At 67.1% G+C, this 15,563-nt stretch carries 14 protein-coding genes and 1 pseudogene; 6 read left to right on the forward strand and 9 right to left on the reverse strand.

The annotated features are described in order from the left end of the window. The 3 genes from ADBZ6I_RS08920 to ADBZ6I_RS08930 all read right to left on the reverse strand — a co-directional run. Window positions 1–1,002 (reverse strand): MlaD family protein (locus ADBZ6I_RS08920; protein WP_526382939.1); only part of this gene is annotated, 1,002 nt, incomplete at its 3' end. Beyond that, window positions 1,002–1,883, reverse strand: a complete 882-nt coding sequence (locus ADBZ6I_RS08925) for an MlaE family ABC transporter permease (RefSeq protein WP_526382941.1) — start codon at window positions 1,881–1,883, stop codon at window positions 1,002–1,004. The genes ADBZ6I_RS08925 and ADBZ6I_RS08920, both read right to left, overlap by 1 nt. Next, window positions 1,884–2,741: an MlaE family ABC transporter permease gene (locus ADBZ6I_RS08930; RefSeq protein WP_526382943.1), complete on the reverse strand. Its 858-nt coding sequence runs from the start codon at window positions 2,739–2,741 to the stop codon at window positions 1,884–1,886. 254 nt (window positions 2,742–2,995) lie between these two features. Here ADBZ6I_RS08930 and ADBZ6I_RS08935 point away from each other — a divergent pair, with 254 nt between their 5' ends. Beyond that, the gene (locus ADBZ6I_RS08935; RefSeq protein ID WP_526382945.1) at window positions 2,996–3,853 is read left to right on the forward strand and encodes an RDD family protein; all 858 of its coding nucleotides are present in this window, start codon (window positions 2,996–2,998) and stop codon (window positions 3,851–3,853) included. Here ADBZ6I_RS08935 and ADBZ6I_RS08940 read toward each other — a convergent pair. Further along, window positions 3,850–5,220 (reverse strand): carotenoid oxygenase family protein, encoded by a 1,371-nt coding sequence (locus ADBZ6I_RS08940; RefSeq protein ID WP_526382947.1) that lies wholly within the window; start codon window positions 5,218–5,220, stop codon window positions 3,850–3,852. The genes ADBZ6I_RS08935 and ADBZ6I_RS08940 overlap by 4 nt on opposite strands. A gap of 90 nt (window positions 5,221–5,310) precedes the next feature. Next, entirely contained in the window at window positions 5,311–6,855 is a 1,545-nt protein-coding gene (glpK, locus tag ADBZ6I_RS08945; protein ID WP_526382963.1) for a glycerol kinase GlpK, read from the reverse strand. A gap of 30 nt (window positions 6,856–6,885) precedes the next feature. Between glpK and ADBZ6I_RS08950 the strand changes: the two genes are divergently transcribed. The 3 genes and pseudogenes from ADBZ6I_RS08950 to ADBZ6I_RS08960 form a co-directional block, all read left to right on the forward strand. Then, a complete protein-coding gene (locus ADBZ6I_RS08950) occupies window positions 6,886–7,653 on the forward strand; it encodes a class I SAM-dependent methyltransferase (protein WP_526382965.1) in 768 nt (255 codons plus the stop codon). A 50-nt stretch (window positions 7,654–7,703) separates the two neighbouring features. Beyond that, window positions 7,704–9,173, forward strand: coding sequence for a glutamate-cysteine ligase family protein (locus ADBZ6I_RS08955; protein WP_526382949.1), 1,470 nt, complete (start codon window positions 7,704–7,706; stop codon window positions 9,171–9,173). Between the two features lie 15 nt (window positions 9,174–9,188). Then, window positions 9,189–9,425 (forward strand): annotated as a pseudogene (locus ADBZ6I_RS08960) (methyltransferase domain-containing protein); the annotation flags it as partial. A gap of 18 nt (window positions 9,426–9,443) precedes the next feature. Here the strand turns inward: ADBZ6I_RS08960 and ADBZ6I_RS08965 are convergent. Genes ADBZ6I_RS08965 through ADBZ6I_RS08975 form a run of 3 tightly spaced genes read right to left on the reverse strand, consistent with a single transcriptional unit; the run spans window position 9,444 to window position 12,237 of the window. Next, window positions 9,444–9,872: an organic hydroperoxide resistance protein gene (locus ADBZ6I_RS08965; RefSeq protein ID WP_526382951.1), complete on the reverse strand. Its 429-nt coding sequence runs from the start codon at window positions 9,870–9,872 to the stop codon at window positions 9,444–9,446. A 55-nt stretch (window positions 9,873–9,927) separates the two neighbouring features. Continuing rightward, entirely contained in the window at window positions 9,928–10,968 is a 1,041-nt protein-coding gene (locus tag ADBZ6I_RS08970; RefSeq protein ID WP_526382953.1) for an aspartate-semialdehyde dehydrogenase, read from the reverse strand. Between the two features lie 3 nt (window positions 10,969–10,971). Next, on the reverse strand, window positions 10,972–12,237 hold the full coding sequence (locus ADBZ6I_RS08975) for an aspartate kinase (protein WP_526382955.1): 1,266 nt from the start codon (window positions 12,235–12,237) through the stop codon (window positions 10,972–10,974). A 103-nt stretch (window positions 12,238–12,340) separates the two neighbouring features. Here ADBZ6I_RS08975 and ADBZ6I_RS08980 point away from each other — a divergent pair, with 103 nt between their 5' ends. Next, the gene (locus ADBZ6I_RS08980) at window positions 12,341–12,976 is read left to right on the forward strand and encodes a nitroreductase family protein (protein ID WP_526382957.1); all 636 of its coding nucleotides are present in this window, start codon (window positions 12,341–12,343) and stop codon (window positions 12,974–12,976) included. Between the two features lie 10 nt (window positions 12,977–12,986). On the opposite strand, the gene ADBZ6I_RS08985 is transcribed toward ADBZ6I_RS08980, so the two are convergent. Continuing rightward, a complete protein-coding gene (locus tag ADBZ6I_RS08985; RefSeq protein WP_526382959.1) occupies window positions 12,987–13,358 on the reverse strand; it encodes a hypothetical protein in 372 nt (123 codons plus the stop codon). Between the two features lie 119 nt (window positions 13,359–13,477). Between ADBZ6I_RS08985 and leuA the strand changes: the two genes are divergently transcribed. Continuing rightward, on the forward strand, window positions 13,478–15,373 hold the full coding sequence (leuA, locus tag ADBZ6I_RS08990; protein ID WP_526382961.1) for a 2-isopropylmalate synthase: 1,896 nt from the start codon (window positions 13,478–13,480) through the stop codon (window positions 15,371–15,373). Window positions 15,374–15,563 lie beyond the last annotated feature (190 nt).

Below are 15,563 nucleotides of genomic sequence, written 5' to 3' on the forward strand. Positions count from 1 at the left end.
CAGCGACAAGTTGGCCCGGACGTTGAACGCGTCCAGGTCCGGCAGCCAGCCCTCGAAGAACTTGTCCGAGAAGCGCCCCAGCTTCTGGAAGCCCGGCACCCAGTTGCCCGAGGTCTGGGCCAGCACGCCCAGCACCGGGGTCAGGTTGCGGCCGATGGTGATCATCCGATCGGTCTGGTTTTCGAAGGCGGTGCGGGTGGTGCCCAGCGTGCTCGCGCCGCTGCTGAGCATGGCGTCGAGGTTGGACTGCTGCTCCACCAGGACCTGCATCGGGCCGACCGCCTGGTGCAGCGCGTCGAGCAGGTCGGGGGCGGTCTGCTTCAGGCCGTCGGCCGCGCCGATCAGCGCACTGAGCATGGAGGGGCTGGTGGTGTCGGTGGCGACCGTGGCGTTCAGCTCGCTGACGATCCGGTCGAGTTGGGCGCCCGCCTTAAGCAGAGTGGGCCTGCGGTCGTGCGTCGCCGCGCTGAGCGCCGCGAGGATACCGAGGGTGTCGTCACCGCGTCCCCGGCCGGTGGCGTAGAGGATGTCGCGTAGCTTGCTGATGGTCGTCTGGAACAGCACCGTCGGGAGCTGCTGATCCTCGGCGATGTGGTCGCCGTTCTGGATCGGCGGCGCTTCGCCGTTGTCGACGAGCTCGACGCTCGACACCGCGAACACGTTGCTGGGCACCACGCGGGCGGTGACGGTGTTCGGGATACTCGTGGCGTACTCGCCGATGATGTCGATTTCCACGTAGTTCGGTTTGCCGTAGAACGCTGGCGTGACCTTGGTGGTGGAGCCGACCAGCAGGCCGTGGTAGCGGACATCGGAACGCGACGGCAGACCGTCGCCGACGTTGTTGAGGTCGGCGGTGATCTTGGTGTAGTTCTCCAGCTTGCCGGTGGACTTGGCCACCAAGAGGGCACCGATCAGGATCGATGCCACGATCATGGCCAGGCCGGCCGTCAACAGACTCTTACTACTAGGCCCGCGACCGCTGATGTCGAAGATCTTGGCCATCAGCCACCAAACCTTGCGCCGGAGTCGAGGCTGAACATCGCCATGGTGAGGAGCATGTTGACGATGACCACCACGGTGATGGCGGCGCGCATGGCGTGACCGGCGGCCACGCCAACGCCCTCGGGCCCGCCACTGGCGTAAAAGCCGTAGTAGCACTGCAGAACCGCGCAGATCGCCACGAAGATGACCACCTTGATCACCGAGTAGAACATCTCGGTACCGCTGAGCATCAGCCCGAAGTAGTGCAGGTAGCCGCCCATCGACCCACCGCTGACGAGGGTCACGATGAACTGGGTGCTCAGATAGCTGACACCCAAGCAGACGATGTAAAGCGGGATGATCGCGGTGATGGAGGCCATCAACCGGGTGGTCACCATGTACGGGATGGGTTGGATCGCCATGACCTCGGTGGCGTCGATCTCCTCGGAGATCCGCATGGCACCGAGCTGGGCGGTGAACCGGCACCCACTCTGCGTCGCGAAGGCCAGCGAGCAGGCGATCGGCGCAAGCTCGCGGGTGTTCACCAGCGAGGAGATGATGCCGACGGCGGGCCCGAGTCCGAGCAGCTGTAGGAAGTTGTAGCCCTCGATGCCCACCATGACGCCCACCACGACGCCGAGGACCAGGGCCACACCCGCGGTGCCGCCGCCGACCACTAGTGAGCCGTTGCCCCAAGCCACGTCGGAGAGCAGCCGGACGTATTCCTGACGGTAGCTCTTCAACACGACCGGGATGCCGGCGAAGGCTCGGCCGCCGAAGATCAGGATGTGCCCGAGTTGCATGATCGGGCTGGCGATCTTGCCGCCAAGCCCCTGGAAGAACTTGAAGATCTGGGGTGTCGGTGTGGATGGCTTCGCCACCAACGGTTTCGACGCAACCATCTACAACCCCGACTTCGGAAACAGGATCAGGTACAGCTGACTGATCGCCACATTGACGATCATCAGCAACAGAATCGATTCGACCACCGACGAATTCACCGAGTTGGCCACGCCCGCCGACCCGCCTCGGGTGGACAGGCCCTTCTCACACGAGACGATGCCCACGATGGCGCCGTAGATCACCGCCTTGATCATCGCCAGTTGCATATCCGCCACCGTGGTGAAGGAAGCGAATGTTCCGACGAAGCTGCCCGGGGCGCCGCCCTGGAAGTACACGTTGAACAGGTAACTGGCCAAGAAGCCGGTGAAACACACCAACCCGGTCAAGGCCACCGCAATCACAATCGAGGCCACGAATCGGGGCACCACCAGCCGCTGGATGATCGAGATGCCCAGCACCTCCAGGGCGTCGATCTCGTCACGAATCTTGCGGGCACCCAGATCGGCGGTGATGGCCGACCCCACCGCGGCGGCCATCAGGATTGCTGCCACGAGTGAGGCCGCCTGCCGGATCACCGCCAGGCCGCTGGCCGCGCCGGCGAGCGAGTTCGCACCCACCTGACCGGCCAGCAGAGCGAACTGGACTGAGAGCGTCACACCGATGGGCAGCGCCACGAAGATGGTGGGCAGCACGGCCGTGCCGGCCATGAAGGCGGCTTGCCGGACGAATTCCTCCCACTGGAACTTGCCGGTGAAAAGGTCGGTGAAAAGAGTCTGGATGGTCCGCACGCCCATGATCGCCTGGTTGCCGACCGTGTTGACGGAGGCCCGTGGGTGGCGCTCGACGTAACCGGCGACCCAGTCGTCGATCTCCCGGATGCCGTCGTGCTGCTTACGTCCCTTTTCCGCAGTGGTCATCCGTTGGTCACCCGTCCGTGGCGGCGGGACGGCAAAAGCCCACCACGCATGGTCCAGACCGTGGATTCATGGCGTCCAAGCCCCCCTCCGGGTTTGTGATCCAGGGCACGTAGTCCAGCACACAGTAAGGGGGGCGTCACAGTGCCTGCAACCCGTTTCAGGATTTTGCTCAACATCCGTCAAAAACCTTCTCACCGCCGGAAATGAAACGCCGACGGCATCGCAGCGGCCGGGAATCGGTAGCGTAGGGTGCCATGCCTCAGCCGCCGGAAACCGTCGTGACCGGCGACGCAGTAGTCCTCGACGTCGATATCGCTCAGCTACCGGTGCGTGCCGTCAGCGCGATGATCGACCTGATTGTGGTCGGTACCTTATATATTGCGGCCGTTCTGCTGTGGGCGGCCGCTTTGCCCCGGTTCGACGAGGCCTTCACCGCGGCGGTGCTGGTGATCTTCACCGTGGTGGTGATTGTCGGCTACCCCCTGGGAATCGAGATGGCCACCCGCGGGCGATCCCTGGGCAAGATGGCAATGGGGCTTCGGGTGGTCTCCGACGACGGCGGTCCGGAGCGGTTCCGACAGGCTTTGTTCCGGGCGCTTGCCGGGTTCGTGGAGATCTGGATGCTGGTCGGCGGACCGGCGATGATCGCGAGCCTGCTGTCGGCGAAGGGCAAACGGCTCGGTGACATGTTCGCCGGGACGGTAGTGATCAGCGAACGCGGCCCGAAACCTTATCCATCTCCGGTGATGCCACTGGGGCTGGCGTGGTGGGCCGAGTCGCTGGAGCTGTCCGGCCTGGGACCGCAGCAGGCCGAGGTGGCCCGACAATTTCTGGCCCGCGCCCCTGAGCTGACACCGGCCGTCCGCGACGAGATGGGCCGCCGTCTGGCGGCTCAGGTCAGCTCGTCTATCTCGCCGCCTCCCCCGCCCGGCGTCGCGCCGCAGCAGGTGCTGGCGGCGGTGCTGGCCGAACGGCATCGCCGTGAACTCGCCAGACTGCGACCCCCCGGCCAGGCGTCACCGCCGCCCCCTGCCGCCTACGGAGCGCCGGCTCCGCCACCGGCCGCACAACCGCCGGCACCCCCTGAGGGCGGGTTCATTCCGCCCGGTTAGGCGCCGATCCAGTTGCCGTGGAATCCGTAGGGCACCCGCCGCGGCAGCTTGATGCGGGCCACTGGGTCGCCGCTGATGTCTCCGGCGTCCAGGATCACCAGATCACTGCTGTTGCGAACCGGATCGAAGACGTAGGCCAGGTACCAGCCATTGGTCTCGTCGGCCGGGCCGTCCGGCGAGGGCACGAACACCGCTTCGCCCGGGCCACCCGGCGCGTCCGGCTCACCGAACCGGTGCTCCACCGCCGCGCCGGTCGCCAAGTCGTAGCGCAGCAGCGTCGCGTCTCCTACCGACACCGCGTAGCGCGCGGGCAGCCCGGCCAGCCGGTCGTCGATGCGGGGAAACTCCACCGCACGGTCGTCGAGTTGGCGTTCCGACACCGTCCCGGTCACCAGGTCAACGGTCCATTCCCACAGCACGCCGCTGGCGCCGAAACCGCCGTCGTTACGCCACAGCTCGGGGTACCGAACAGCATGCAGCACAATGGACTTGCCGTCGGCGCTGTCGTAGGAATTGGCGACGTGGAAGATGTAGCACGGATCGATGTCGAACCACCGGATCTGACCGAACGGGTCATCCCGGCGAAGCACTCCGAAGCGGGCGCCGTAGTTGTCGTCCCACCGGAACGGCATATCGCCGCGGCCGTTGATGGCGATCTCGATGTTGAACACGATCGGCAGGTCCATGAAGATCACGTGTCCGGCCGTCATGGCGAAGTCGTGCATCATCGTCAAAGCCGGCACCTCCACCGGCCGGTTGACCGTTAGCACGCCGTCGGCGTCCACCCGGTGGTAGGACACGTGCGGCTGAAAGAGATTGCCGTACCCGAAGAAATGCAGCTCCCCCGTCGTGGCGCAGATCTTCGGATGGGCGGTCATCGAGTCGTTGAGTTTGCCGTCGAAGTCGTAGCAGCCGACCGTTTCCAGGTCGTTGGTGATCTGGTAAGGCAACGACGATTCGACCAGCGCCAGCGTCTTTCCGGCGTGGTTGACCACGTGGGTGTTAGCCACCGAGGACCGCAGGTTCCGGGTGCCGTCCGGGCCGTACACGGGGAAGGACTTCTCGAAGCTCTCGGTGCGGACCCAGCGGTTGCGGTACCACTTGGCGGCGCCGCCTTCGATGCGGACGCCGTGGATCATGCCGTCGCCGATGAACCAGTGCCCGGTCGGTGTGCGCGGGTTGGACCCGTTGCGCAGATACCATCCGTCGATGGCCGGTGGGATGGCGCCCTCGACCGGCAGGTCGTACTCGGTGAGCTCGTCGGGTACCGGGGCGTAGTTGCCCCGCATGTGGAACGGGCTGGCGGGGTCCTGACTCGCCGGGTCGGCGGTGGGCAGGTTTGCCGGGTCGGCGACGGTCTCAGTCATGGCACCACTGTGTCACTGCCCGGCCGTTCCGGCCAGTGGTGTCACTGCCTGACCGGTTCGGCCAGTGGTGTCACTGCCTGACCGGTTCGGCTACCCCTCGACGTCGACCCAGCCCAGCGTGCGCTCGACCGCCTTGTGCCAGCCGGCGAACCCCTTGTCCCGCTGCTCCTGGGTCCAATGCGCCGTCCAGCGACGGCCTTCCTGCCAATTGGCCCGCAGATCCTCAGGATCCGCCCAGTACCCGACCGCCAGGCCCGCGGCATAGGCGGCACCCAGCGCCGTCGTCTCAGGCACCTTGGGCCGCACCACGTCCACCCCGAGCACGTCGGACTGAATCTGCATACACAACTCGTTGAGGGTCACCCCGCCGTCGACCTTGAGGACCTCGAGCTTGACGCCGGAGTCGGCCTCCATCGCCTCCACCACGTCGCGGCTCTGGTAGCAGATCGCCTCCAGCGTCGCCCGCGCGATGTGGGCGTTGGAGTTGAACCGCGACAGACCGACGATCACCCCGCGGGCATCCGAGCGCCAATAGGGCGCGAACAGACCGGAGAAGGCGGGCACGAAGTAGATGCCGCCGTTGTCCGCGACCTGCGACGCCAGCACCTCGCTGTCGGCGGCGCCGCTGATGATGCCGAGTTGATCGCGAAGCCACTGCACCGCCGAACCGGTCACCGCGATCGAACCCTCAAGGGCGTAAACGGGTTTGGCGTCGCCGAACTGGTAGCACACCGTGGTCAACAGCCCGTTGGTGCTGCGGACGATCTTCTCGCCGGTGTTGAGCAGCAGGAAGTTACCGGTACCGTAGGTGTTCTTGGCCTCGCCGGGCTTCAGGCACACCTGGCCCACCATGGCGGCCTGCTGGTCGCCGAGGCTGGCCGTCACCGGCACCTCCCCGAGCATCGGACCGTCGGACTTGGTCAGTCCGTAGGGCTGTGGCGACGACGACGGCCGGATCTGCGGGAGCATCTGGCGCGGAATGCTGAAGAACGACAACAGTTCGTCGTCCCAGTCCAGGGTCTCCAGATTCATCAGCATGGTGCGGCTGGCGTTAGTCGGGTCGGTGATGTGCACGCCCCCGTTGGGACCGCCGGTCATATTCCACAGCACCCAGACGTCGGGCGTGCCGAACAACACCTCGCCGCGCTCGGCCGCGCCCCGCAGGCCGTCGACGTTCTCCAGCAGCCATTGCAGCTTGCCGCCGGAGAAGTAGGTCGCGGGCGGCAGACCGGCCTTGCGCCGGATCACCTCACCACGGCCGTCGCGGTCCAGCGCTGACGCGATCTGGTCGGTTCGGGTGTCCTGCCAGACGATCGCGTTGTGGTAGGGCTGTCCGTTCTTCGGGTTCCAGACGATGGTGGTCTCGCGCTGATTCGTGATGCCCAGCGCGGCGATGTTGGATGCCTTGAGATTGGTGTTGTTCAACGCTGAGGTCACCACCGTCTGGGTGGTGCCCCAGATCTCCGTCGGGTTGTGCTCGACCCAGCCGGACCGGGGCAGGATCTGGCTGTGCTCGAGTTGACTGCGCCCGACCTCGAGGCCGTTGTGGTCGAAGATCATGCAGCGGGTGCTGGTGGTGCCCTGGTCGATGGCGGCGACGAAGTCTGCCAATGCTGCTCCTCGGGTGGCGCGGATAGCTGTGCTGGGAGTCTCCCACCGACGATGATGTTCTACATGGGCTCTGCGATTTCCGGATCCGCCGACATCGACGGCATGCCCCGGGGCGGCCCGGACGCTTGCTGGCTGGACCGGCTGCTGCACACCGACCGGCCCGAGTACCTCGACCGCGACGACGTCGACGCTGACGTCAAACGCGGGGTGATCGCCGCCCTGGACCGGCTGGGCTCGGTGTTCGGGGAGCACGACCGCAATGCGCGGCTGGTCCTCGACGAGGTCGCCGATGTGGTCGATCCGCGCATCCTGGAACTGGGCGCCGGGCACGGCGCGCTGGCGCTGCGGCTACTGACCGAGCACCCGACCGCGCAGGTGACGGTGTCCGATGTGAACCCCGAATCGGTGGCTGCGATCGCCGGCGGTGAGCTCGGCCGCAATCCGCGCGCCGAGGTCCGCGTCCTCGACGCCACCGCCATCGATGAACCCGACGGGTCCTTCGACCTTGCCGTCTTCGCCATGTCGTTTCATCATCTGCCGCCGCGGCTGGCTGCCCGGGTACTCGCGGAGGGCACCCGGGTGGCCGGCCGACTGGTCGTCATCGACCTGCCCCGGCCGCCGGTACCACTGCATCTGATCCGGCTGGCGACGATGGCGCCGCTGGCGCCGGTCTGGCCGTTCGCCCACGACGGGCTGATCAGCTCACTGCGCACCTACAGCCCCTCGGCGTTCCGCGCACTGGCCGCCCACGCCGGCGTTGAAGTCGACGTCCGGACCGCCGGATTCGGCCCGCAGGTGGTGGTCGTCCGCCGGCCGGGGTGATCAGCGCGATTCTCTTGCGCCGCCGAGTGTGAACCTGTTGCATCGTCACCGTGGGTGAAGAGGTCAAGCACACCAGCTACAGCCCGGCGCATCGCCAGCAGTACCGCTACAAGGTGCAGCACTGCCTGGACGTATTCGAGACGATGCTGGCCGAGTCGAGCTTCGAGTCCGACCATCCGCTGACCGGCATGGAGATCGAGTGCAATCTGGTTGACGCCGACTATCAGCCGGCGATGACCAATCAGGAAGTCCTGGCGGCCATTGCCGATCCGGCGTACCAGACCGAATTGGGCGCCTACAACATCGAATTCAACGTGCCGCCCCGTCCGCTGCCCGGGCGCACCGCGCTGGAACTGGAAGCCGAAGTACGGGCAAGCCTCAATGCCGCCGAGACCAAGGCCAACACCGACGGCGCCCACATCGTCATGATCGGAATCCTGCCGACCCTGATGCCCGAACATCTGGCGGGCAGCTGGATGAGCCCTTCGATGCGGTACCAGGCACTCAACGACTCGATTTTCACCGCCCGCGGCGAGGACATCCTCATCGACATCTCCGGGGCCGAGCGGCTGAGCATGCACGCCGAATCCATTGCGCCGGAATCGGCCTGCACCAGTATGCAGTTGCATCTGCAGGTCTCCCCGGCCGACTTCGCCAGCAACTGGAACGCCGCCCAGGTGCTTGCCGCACCGCAGTTGGCGTTGGGCGCCAACTCGCCGTATTTCTTCGGCCACCATCTGTGGGCGGAGACCCGCATCGAGTTGTTCGCACAAGCCACCGACACTCGGCCCGAGGAGTTGAAGACCCAGGGTGTGCGACCGCGAGTGTGGTTCGGCGAGCGCTGGATCACCTCCATCTTCGACCTCTTCGAGGAGAACGTCCGCTACTTCCCGTCGCTGCTGCCGGAGATCTCCGACGAGGACCCCGCCGCGGAGCTGGCCGCCGGACGGACCCCGCACCTGTCCGAACTGCGACTGCATAACGGAACGGTGTACCGGTGGAACCGGCCGGTGTACGACGTGGTGAACGGCCGCCCCCATGTGCGGGTGGAGAACCGGGTCTTGCCGGCCGGCCCGACCGTCGTCGACATGATGGCGAATTCGGCGTTCTACTACGGCCTGCTGCGCACCATCTCCGAAGAGGACCGGCCGCTGTGGACGAAGATGAGTTTCGCTGCGGCACATGACAATTTCCTGGCCGCCGCCCTCAGCGGAATGGCCGCCCGGCTGTACTGGCCGGGCCTGGGCGAGGTGACACCCGATGAGCTGGTGCTGCGCCACCTGTTACCGATGGCCGACGAGGGACTGCGCCGGTGGAAGGTCGCCGCCGACGTCCGCGAGCGCTACCTGGGTGTCATCGAGGGCCGCGCCAAGACCGGGCGCAACGGGGCGGCCTGGCAGGTCGCCACGGTGGAACGCCTTGAGGACGGCGGCCTGGACCGCCCCAAGGCTTTGGCCGAGATGCTGCGCCGGTACTGCACCCTGATGCACAGCAATGAACCGGTGCACACCTGGGAGTAGCTTGGGTTTCATGGGCAGCCCGAACTCGCCGCGGTGATCGCGACCGCCGAGATCGCCGACGATGTGCTCGACGCCGGCTGCGGCCATGCTGAACTCGCCCTTGCGCTGACCGCCCGCGGCCACACCGTCGTCGGCATCGACCTCTCCCCCACCGCCGTCGCGGCGGCGAGCGCGGCCGCCGCCCAACGCGAAGCGCGCACAGCGACATTCGTGTGCGACGACATCACGTCGTTCACTACCTACTCACCGCGCACAAGGCTTGAGTAGGGGTCAGACGACCTTGGTGTGCAGCGTTGCTTCGACGTTGCCGCGGGTGGCCTTGGAGTACGGGCACACCTGGTTGGCCTGCTTCATCAGGTCCTCGGCCTGGGCCTGCTCCAACCCGGGCAGGTAACCGATGATCTCGGTGGCCAGCCCGTAGCTGGTCTCGTCCTTGCCGATGCCGACCCGGACGGTGACCCCGGTGGCGTCGTCGAGGGTGACGCCGCCGTTCGTGGCCACCAACCGCAGCGCGCCCAGGAAGCAGGCCGCGTAGCCGGCGGAGAAGAGCAACTCGGGGTTCACGCCCTCGCCGCTGCCGCCCATCTCCTTGGGCGGACGGGTGTCGAGGTCGAGGCGTCCGTCGGTGGACTTCACGTGGCCGTCGCGGCCGCCGCCGGTAGCGGTGCACTCTGCGGTGTAGATCGGGTCGATGGTCATACCCAGATCATGCCAGTGTCACGGCCGGCTGGGTTGTGCGCTGTGAAGCGCAGGCTCAGAACTGCTCGGCGAGCAGTTCGGCGATCTGAATGGTGTTCAGCGCCGCACCCTTGCGCAGGTTGTCCCCGGAGATGAACAGGGCCAGGCCCCGACCGTCCGGCGCCCCCGGGTCCTGCCGGATCCGGCCGACCAGCGAGGCGTCGCCACCGGCGGCGTCCAGCGGAGTCGGCACGTCGACCAGCGTCACGCCGGGCGCCGACGCCAGCAGCTCCCGCGCCCGAGCCGGTGAGATCGGACGGGCGAACTCGGCGTTGATCGACAGTGAGTGCCCGGTAAACACCGGAACCCGCACGCAGGTGCCGCTGACCGCCAAGTCGGGGATGCCGAGGATCTTGCGGCTTTCGTTGCGCAACTTCTGGTCCTCGTCGGTCTCCCCCGAAGCGTCGTCGACCAGAGCGCCGGCCAGCGGGATGACGTTGAACGCGATCGGGGCGACGTACTTGTTCGGAGCCGGATAGTCCAGCGCACCGCCGTCGTGCACCAGGTGCTCGACACCGTCGATGACCGCGCGGGCCTGGGTCGCAAGCTCCTCCACACCGGCCACCCCGCTGCCCGACACCGCCTGGTAGGTCGAGGCGATCAGGCGCACCAGGCCGGCTTCGTCGTGCAACGGCTTGAGCACCGGCATGGCCGCCATGGTGGTGCAGTTCGGGTTGGCGATAATCCCCTTGGGCAGGGTCTGGCCGCGGACGTCGCGATCGAAATTGACCTCGCTGACCACCAGTGGCACTTGCGGGTCCTTGCGCCACGCCGACGAGTTGTCGATCACCGTCACCCCGGCGGCGGCGAACCGGGGCGCCTGTACCCGCGACATCGTCGCCCCCGCGGAGAACAGCGCGATGTCCAAACCGGTCGGGTCGGCGGTCTCGGCGTCCTCGACCTCGATCTGTTGACCGCGGAACTCCAGTTTGCGCCCGGCCGACCGGGACGAGGCGAAGAATCGGACGCTGGTCGCGGGAAAAGCCCGCTCTTCCAACAGTTTCCGCATGACGACGCCGACCTGACCGGTGGCGCCGACCACCCCGATATGGACCATCGTCTATCGGCCCGTCCCGCCGTAGACCACGGCCTCCTCGTCGGTGCCGAGATCGAACGCCTCGTGCAGCGCGGCCACGGCCTTGTCCAGCTCGGAGTCCTTGATCAGCACCGAGATTCGGATCTCGGAGGTGGAGATCAGCTCGATGTTGATGCCCACCTTCGCCAGCGCCTCGCAGAACGTCGCCGTCACTCCGGGGTGGCTGCGCATGCCCGCGCCGATCAGCGACACCTTGCCGATGTGGTCGTCGTACAGCACGCTGGTGAAGCCGATCTCGTCCTGCAGTGAGGTCAGTTTCTCCACCGCCTTCGGTGCGGAGTCCCGCGAGCAGGTGAAGGTGATGTCGGTCTTGCCGTCCTCCACCTTGGAAATGTTCTGCAGCACCATGTCGATGTTGACGTCTGCGTCGGCGACGGCGCGAAAAACCTTGGCGGCGTAACCCGGAACGTCGGGGACCCCGACGACGGTGACCTTGGCCTCGCTGCGATCGTGAGCGACTCCGGTCAGGATGGCGTCTTCCATGGGGGTGTCCTCGATTGATCCGGTGACGATGGTTCCGGGCTTGTCGGAGTACGACGACCGGACGTGAATCGGAACGTGATAGCGCCGCGCGTACTCCACGCAGCGCAGCATCAGCACCTTGGCTCCGGCCGCCGCCATCTCGAGCATTTCCTCGAAGGTGACGGTGTCCAGTCGCCGCGCGTTGGGCACGATGCGCGGGTCGGCGGTGAAGATGCCGTCGACGTCGGTGTAGATCTCGCAGACATCGGCGTGCAGCGCGGCGGCCAGTGCCACGGCGGTGGTGTCCGAGCCGCCCCGTCCCAGCGTCGTGACGTCCTTGCTGTCTTGACTCACGCCCTGAAAGCCGGCGACGAGGACGATCTGTCCCTCGTCCAGAGCAGTGCGCAGCCGTCCGGGGGTGACGTCGATGATCTTGGCGTTGCCGTGGGTGCCGGTGGTGATGACGCCGGCCTGCGAACCGGTGAAGGACCGCGCCTGGGCGCCCAGCGATTCGATGGCCATGGCCACCAGCGCGTTGGAAATCCGCTCGCCGGCGGTCAGCAGCATGTCCAGTTCGCGCGCCGGCGGCGCCGGGCACACTTGGCGGGCCAGGTCCATTAGTTCGTCGGTGGTATCGCCCATCGCCGAGACGACCACCACCACATCGTTGCCCTGCTTTTTGGTCTCAACGATGCGTTCGGCGACCCGTCGGATCCGCTCGGCGTCGGCCACCGATGATCCGCCGTACTTCTGCACGACGAGCGCCACTGTCTGCCCTTTCCGGCGTTGGGGTTGCAAATAAGGATAAGGGGTGGCCAGTTCCGGTTTTAACGCCCGCTTTCCCGCCCCGATCAGCGGGTAACCTCGCGTGATGCCTGAGCAGCCCGCCGACCGCGTCGCACAGACCGCCGTTCCGATCCATCCCCCGATCGCCCAGCGCTGGAGCCCCCGCGCGTTCGACGCCCAGGCCGAGGTCACCGACGAGCAGCTGACGGCGCTGCTGGAGGCCGCCCGGTGGGCGGCGACCTGGGGGCGGCGCCAGCCGGTGCGGTTCGTGGTGGGAGCCCGGCGGGCAAGAGCGGAGCGACTCGGGGATGGACACAGCGGGGACAGCACGCACGCGGCCCTGGCCGAACTGCTCAGCCGCGGAAACGCCTACGCCAAAGCCGCCGGCGCGCTGATCCTGGTGTGCGCCGACGAGGGCGACGACGAGAACACCGCGCTCTACAGCGCCGTCGACGCCGGAGCGGCGGAGGCCAACCTGATCATCGAGGCGGTGTCGCGCGGGCTGATCGCCCACCCGATGGCCGGATTCGACGCCGACGGCGCCCGGGCGGCGTTCGCCATCCCCGCCCAAGTGCGTCCGCTGATGGTGATCGCGGTCGGCTCGCTGGCTGATTACGGGCAGGTCGACCCCGAGGTCGCCGAGCGGGACGCCGCGCCGCGCGAGCGCAGACCACTGGACGAGGTGGCTTTCACCGGTAGCTGGGATCAGCCCTGGCGCTGATCAGCGCTGATCAGTCGACGGGACCAGCCGCCGCGCTCGCCAACTGCGCCCCGATGACGAAAGTGGCCACGACCAGCAGCAGCGCCAGCGCCGGCCACACCCACATCACCGTGCGCCGTCGGGCTGCGACCACCATGCCGGCGACGCCCACGACGGCAGCCAGGGCGACGCCGGCCCACGTCACGACATAGGCCCAGGTGATCAGGGGATCGCGGCAGTTGTCGTGGCCGCACGCATCGGTGGTCATGACGAAGAACGGCGAGAAGAACAGCGACGCGGCTGCGGCCAGCAACGCCAGCACGCCGGCAACCACCGAGCCCACCCGGTCGGCAGGCGAGCGGTGCGGCCGCACAGCGTCATCCTGGGCGTCCGGAGGCGTCATACCAGCGACTATGCCTGCCGGGGCATCGGGAGTACAGTGAACGACGTGCAGCGGGTGCTCCTTCTCGGACGCCGCGACGGGGTCTGATCCAGACCGGCTTCCCGTCGCGGGTTGTCGCGATGCGCCGGTCTGAAGTCCCCACCAACTTCTGCGGAGCGAACATCGTGACCAGCCCTTCTGATTCCCTCTCTCGATCCCTCTCTCGATCCGATTCAGTCGACGCCTACGTGTCGGCGCGCACCATCAAGACCCCCGCGGGCCCGCCCCGTCCCGGCCAGCCCACGTGGAACGCCCAGCGCTCCAGCGCGATGCCGGTATCTCGGTATCGGCCGTTCGCCGCAGAAGTTCAAGGGGGAGAGCCCATCACTCCCTTCGACCGCACCTGGCCGGACAAGGTCATCGAGCACGCCCCCGGCTGGTGCGCGGTGGACCTGCGTGACGGTAACCAGGCCCTGATCGACCCGATGAGCCCGGCCCGCAAGCGCCGGATGTTCGATCTGCTGGTCCGGATGGGCTACAAGGAGATCGAGGTCGGGTTCCCCTCAGCCAGCCAGACCGACTTCGACTTCGTCCGCGACATCATCGAGCAGGGCGCCATCCCCGACGACGTCACCATCCAGGTGCTGACCCAGTGCCGCGACGAGTTGATCGAGCGGACCTTCCAGGCCTGCCACGGGGCACCGAATGTGATCGTGCACTTCTACAACTCCACCTCGATTCTGCAGCGGCGGGTGGTGTTCCGCGCCGACCGCGAGGAGGTCAAGAAGATCGCCACCGACGGTGCCCGCAAGTGCCTGGCGGAGCAGGCCAAGCATCCGGGCACCCGGTGGCGCTACGAGTATTCCCCGGAGTCCTACACCGGCACCGAACTGGTGTACGCCAAAGACGTGTGCGACGCCGTCGCCGACGTCATCGAGCCGACACCTGACTGGCCGCTGATCGTCAACCTGCCCGCCACGGTGGAGATGACCACCCCCAACGTCTACGCCGACTCCATCGAGTGGATGAGCCGCAACCTGGCGCGGCGCGACTCGATCATCCTGAGCCTGCACCCCCACAACGACCGCGGAACCGCCGTTGCCGCATCGGAATTGGGCTTTGCTGCCGGCGCAGACCGGATCGAGGGCTGCCTGTTCGGCAACGGAGAGCGCACCGGCAACGTCTGCCTGGTGACGCTGGGCCTGAACCTGTTCTCCCGCGGGGTGGACCCGCAGATCGACTTCTCCAACATCGACGAGATCCGCCGCACCGTCGAGCACTGCAACCAGTTGCCGGTGCCCGAGCGCCATCCCTACGGCGGCGACCTGGTCTACACCGCGTTCTCCGGCAGCCACCAGGACGCGATCAACAAGGGCCTGGACGCCATGAAGATCGCCGCCGACGAGGCGGACGCGGACGTCGAGGACATCCTGTGGCAGGTGCCGTACCTGCCGATCGACCCCAAGGACGTCGGCCGCACCTACGAGGCCGTCATCCGGGTCAACTCGCAGTCCGGCAAGGGCGGGGTGGCCTACATCATGAAGGCCGACCACGGCCTGGTGCTGCCGCGCCGGCTGCAGATCGAGTTCAGCCAGGTGATCCAGAAGATCACCGACGGCGAGGGCGGCGAGGTGTCGTCCAAAGAGATGTGGGACGCCTTCGCCGACGAGTACCTGAGCCCGGTCCGGCCGCTGGAGCGGATCAAGCAGCGGGTGATCGGTTCGGAGGTCGACGGCGGCACCGACGTCATCGAGGCCGCGGTGAAGATCGACGGCGTGGAGACCGAGATCCGCGGCGAGGGCAACGGTCCGCTGGCCGCGTTCGTCGACGCACTGGGCACCGTCGATATCGACGTGCACGTCCTGGACTACTCCGAGCACGCCATGTCGGCTGGCGAGGAAGCCGCCGCGGCGGCCTACGTGGAGGCTTCGGTGGGCGGACGCACGGTGTGGGGCGTGGGCATCGCGACGTCGATCACCACCGCCTCGCTGCGCGCCGTGGTCTCCGCGGTGAACAGGGCGGCCAGGCTGAGCTGACACGATCAGCGCATGCATCGGGGCTGTCCCCGATGCAGTACGAATGGGGATGTGGCTCAACGAGCCTGCAGCCAACAAGTACGCACACCGGGTCAAGGACGGCGGTAGCACGGCGGCGTCATCGCTTGCGCGTTGGTCCATCGCGCCAACCGCATCGCCCCTTGGACGCGACCACGCCACCTACGAACCC

The organism is Mycobacterium sp. (assembly GCF_044342925.1).
Taxonomy (GTDB): Bacteria; Actinomycetota; Actinomycetes; order Mycobacteriales; family Mycobacteriaceae; genus Mycobacterium.

Excerpts from the sequence above, each read along its gene's own strand:
- ADBZ6I_RS08980 (WP_526382957.1), top strand. The coding sequence starts at position 12,341 with ATGCCTGAGCAGCCCGCCGACCGCGTCGCACAGACCGCCGTTCCGATC.
- ADBZ6I_RS08930 (WP_526382943.1), bottom strand. The coding sequence starts at position 2,741 with ATGACCACTGCGGAAAAGGGACGTAAGCAGCACGACGGCATCCGGGAG.
- ADBZ6I_RS08950 (WP_526382965.1), top strand. The coding sequence starts at position 6,886 with ATGTTCTACATGGGCTCTGCGATTTCCGGATCCGCCGACATCGACGGC.
- ADBZ6I_RS08965 (WP_526382951.1), bottom strand. The coding sequence starts at position 9,872 with ATGACCATCGACCCGATCTACACCGCAGAGTGCACCGCTACCGGCGGC.
- ADBZ6I_RS08985 (WP_526382959.1), bottom strand. The coding sequence starts at position 13,358 with ATGACGCCTCCGGACGCCCAGGATGACGCTGTGCGGCCGCACCGCTCG.
- leuA (WP_526382961.1), top strand. The coding sequence starts at position 13,478 with ATGCGCCGGTCTGAAGTCCCCACCAACTTCTGCGGAGCGAACATCGTG.
- ADBZ6I_RS08970 (WP_526382953.1), bottom strand. The coding sequence starts at position 10,968 with ATGGTCCATATCGGGGTGGTCGGCGCCACCGGTCAGGTCGGCGTCGTC.
- ADBZ6I_RS08935 (WP_526382945.1), top strand. The coding sequence starts at position 2,996 with ATGCCTCAGCCGCCGGAAACCGTCGTGACCGGCGACGCAGTAGTCCTC.
- ADBZ6I_RS08940 (WP_526382947.1), bottom strand. The coding sequence starts at position 5,220 with ATGACTGAGACCGTCGCCGACCCGGCAAACCTGCCCACCGCCGACCCG.
- ADBZ6I_RS08925 (WP_526382941.1), bottom strand. The coding sequence starts at position 1,883 with ATGGTTGCGTCGAAACCGTTGGTGGCGAAGCCATCCACACCGACACCC.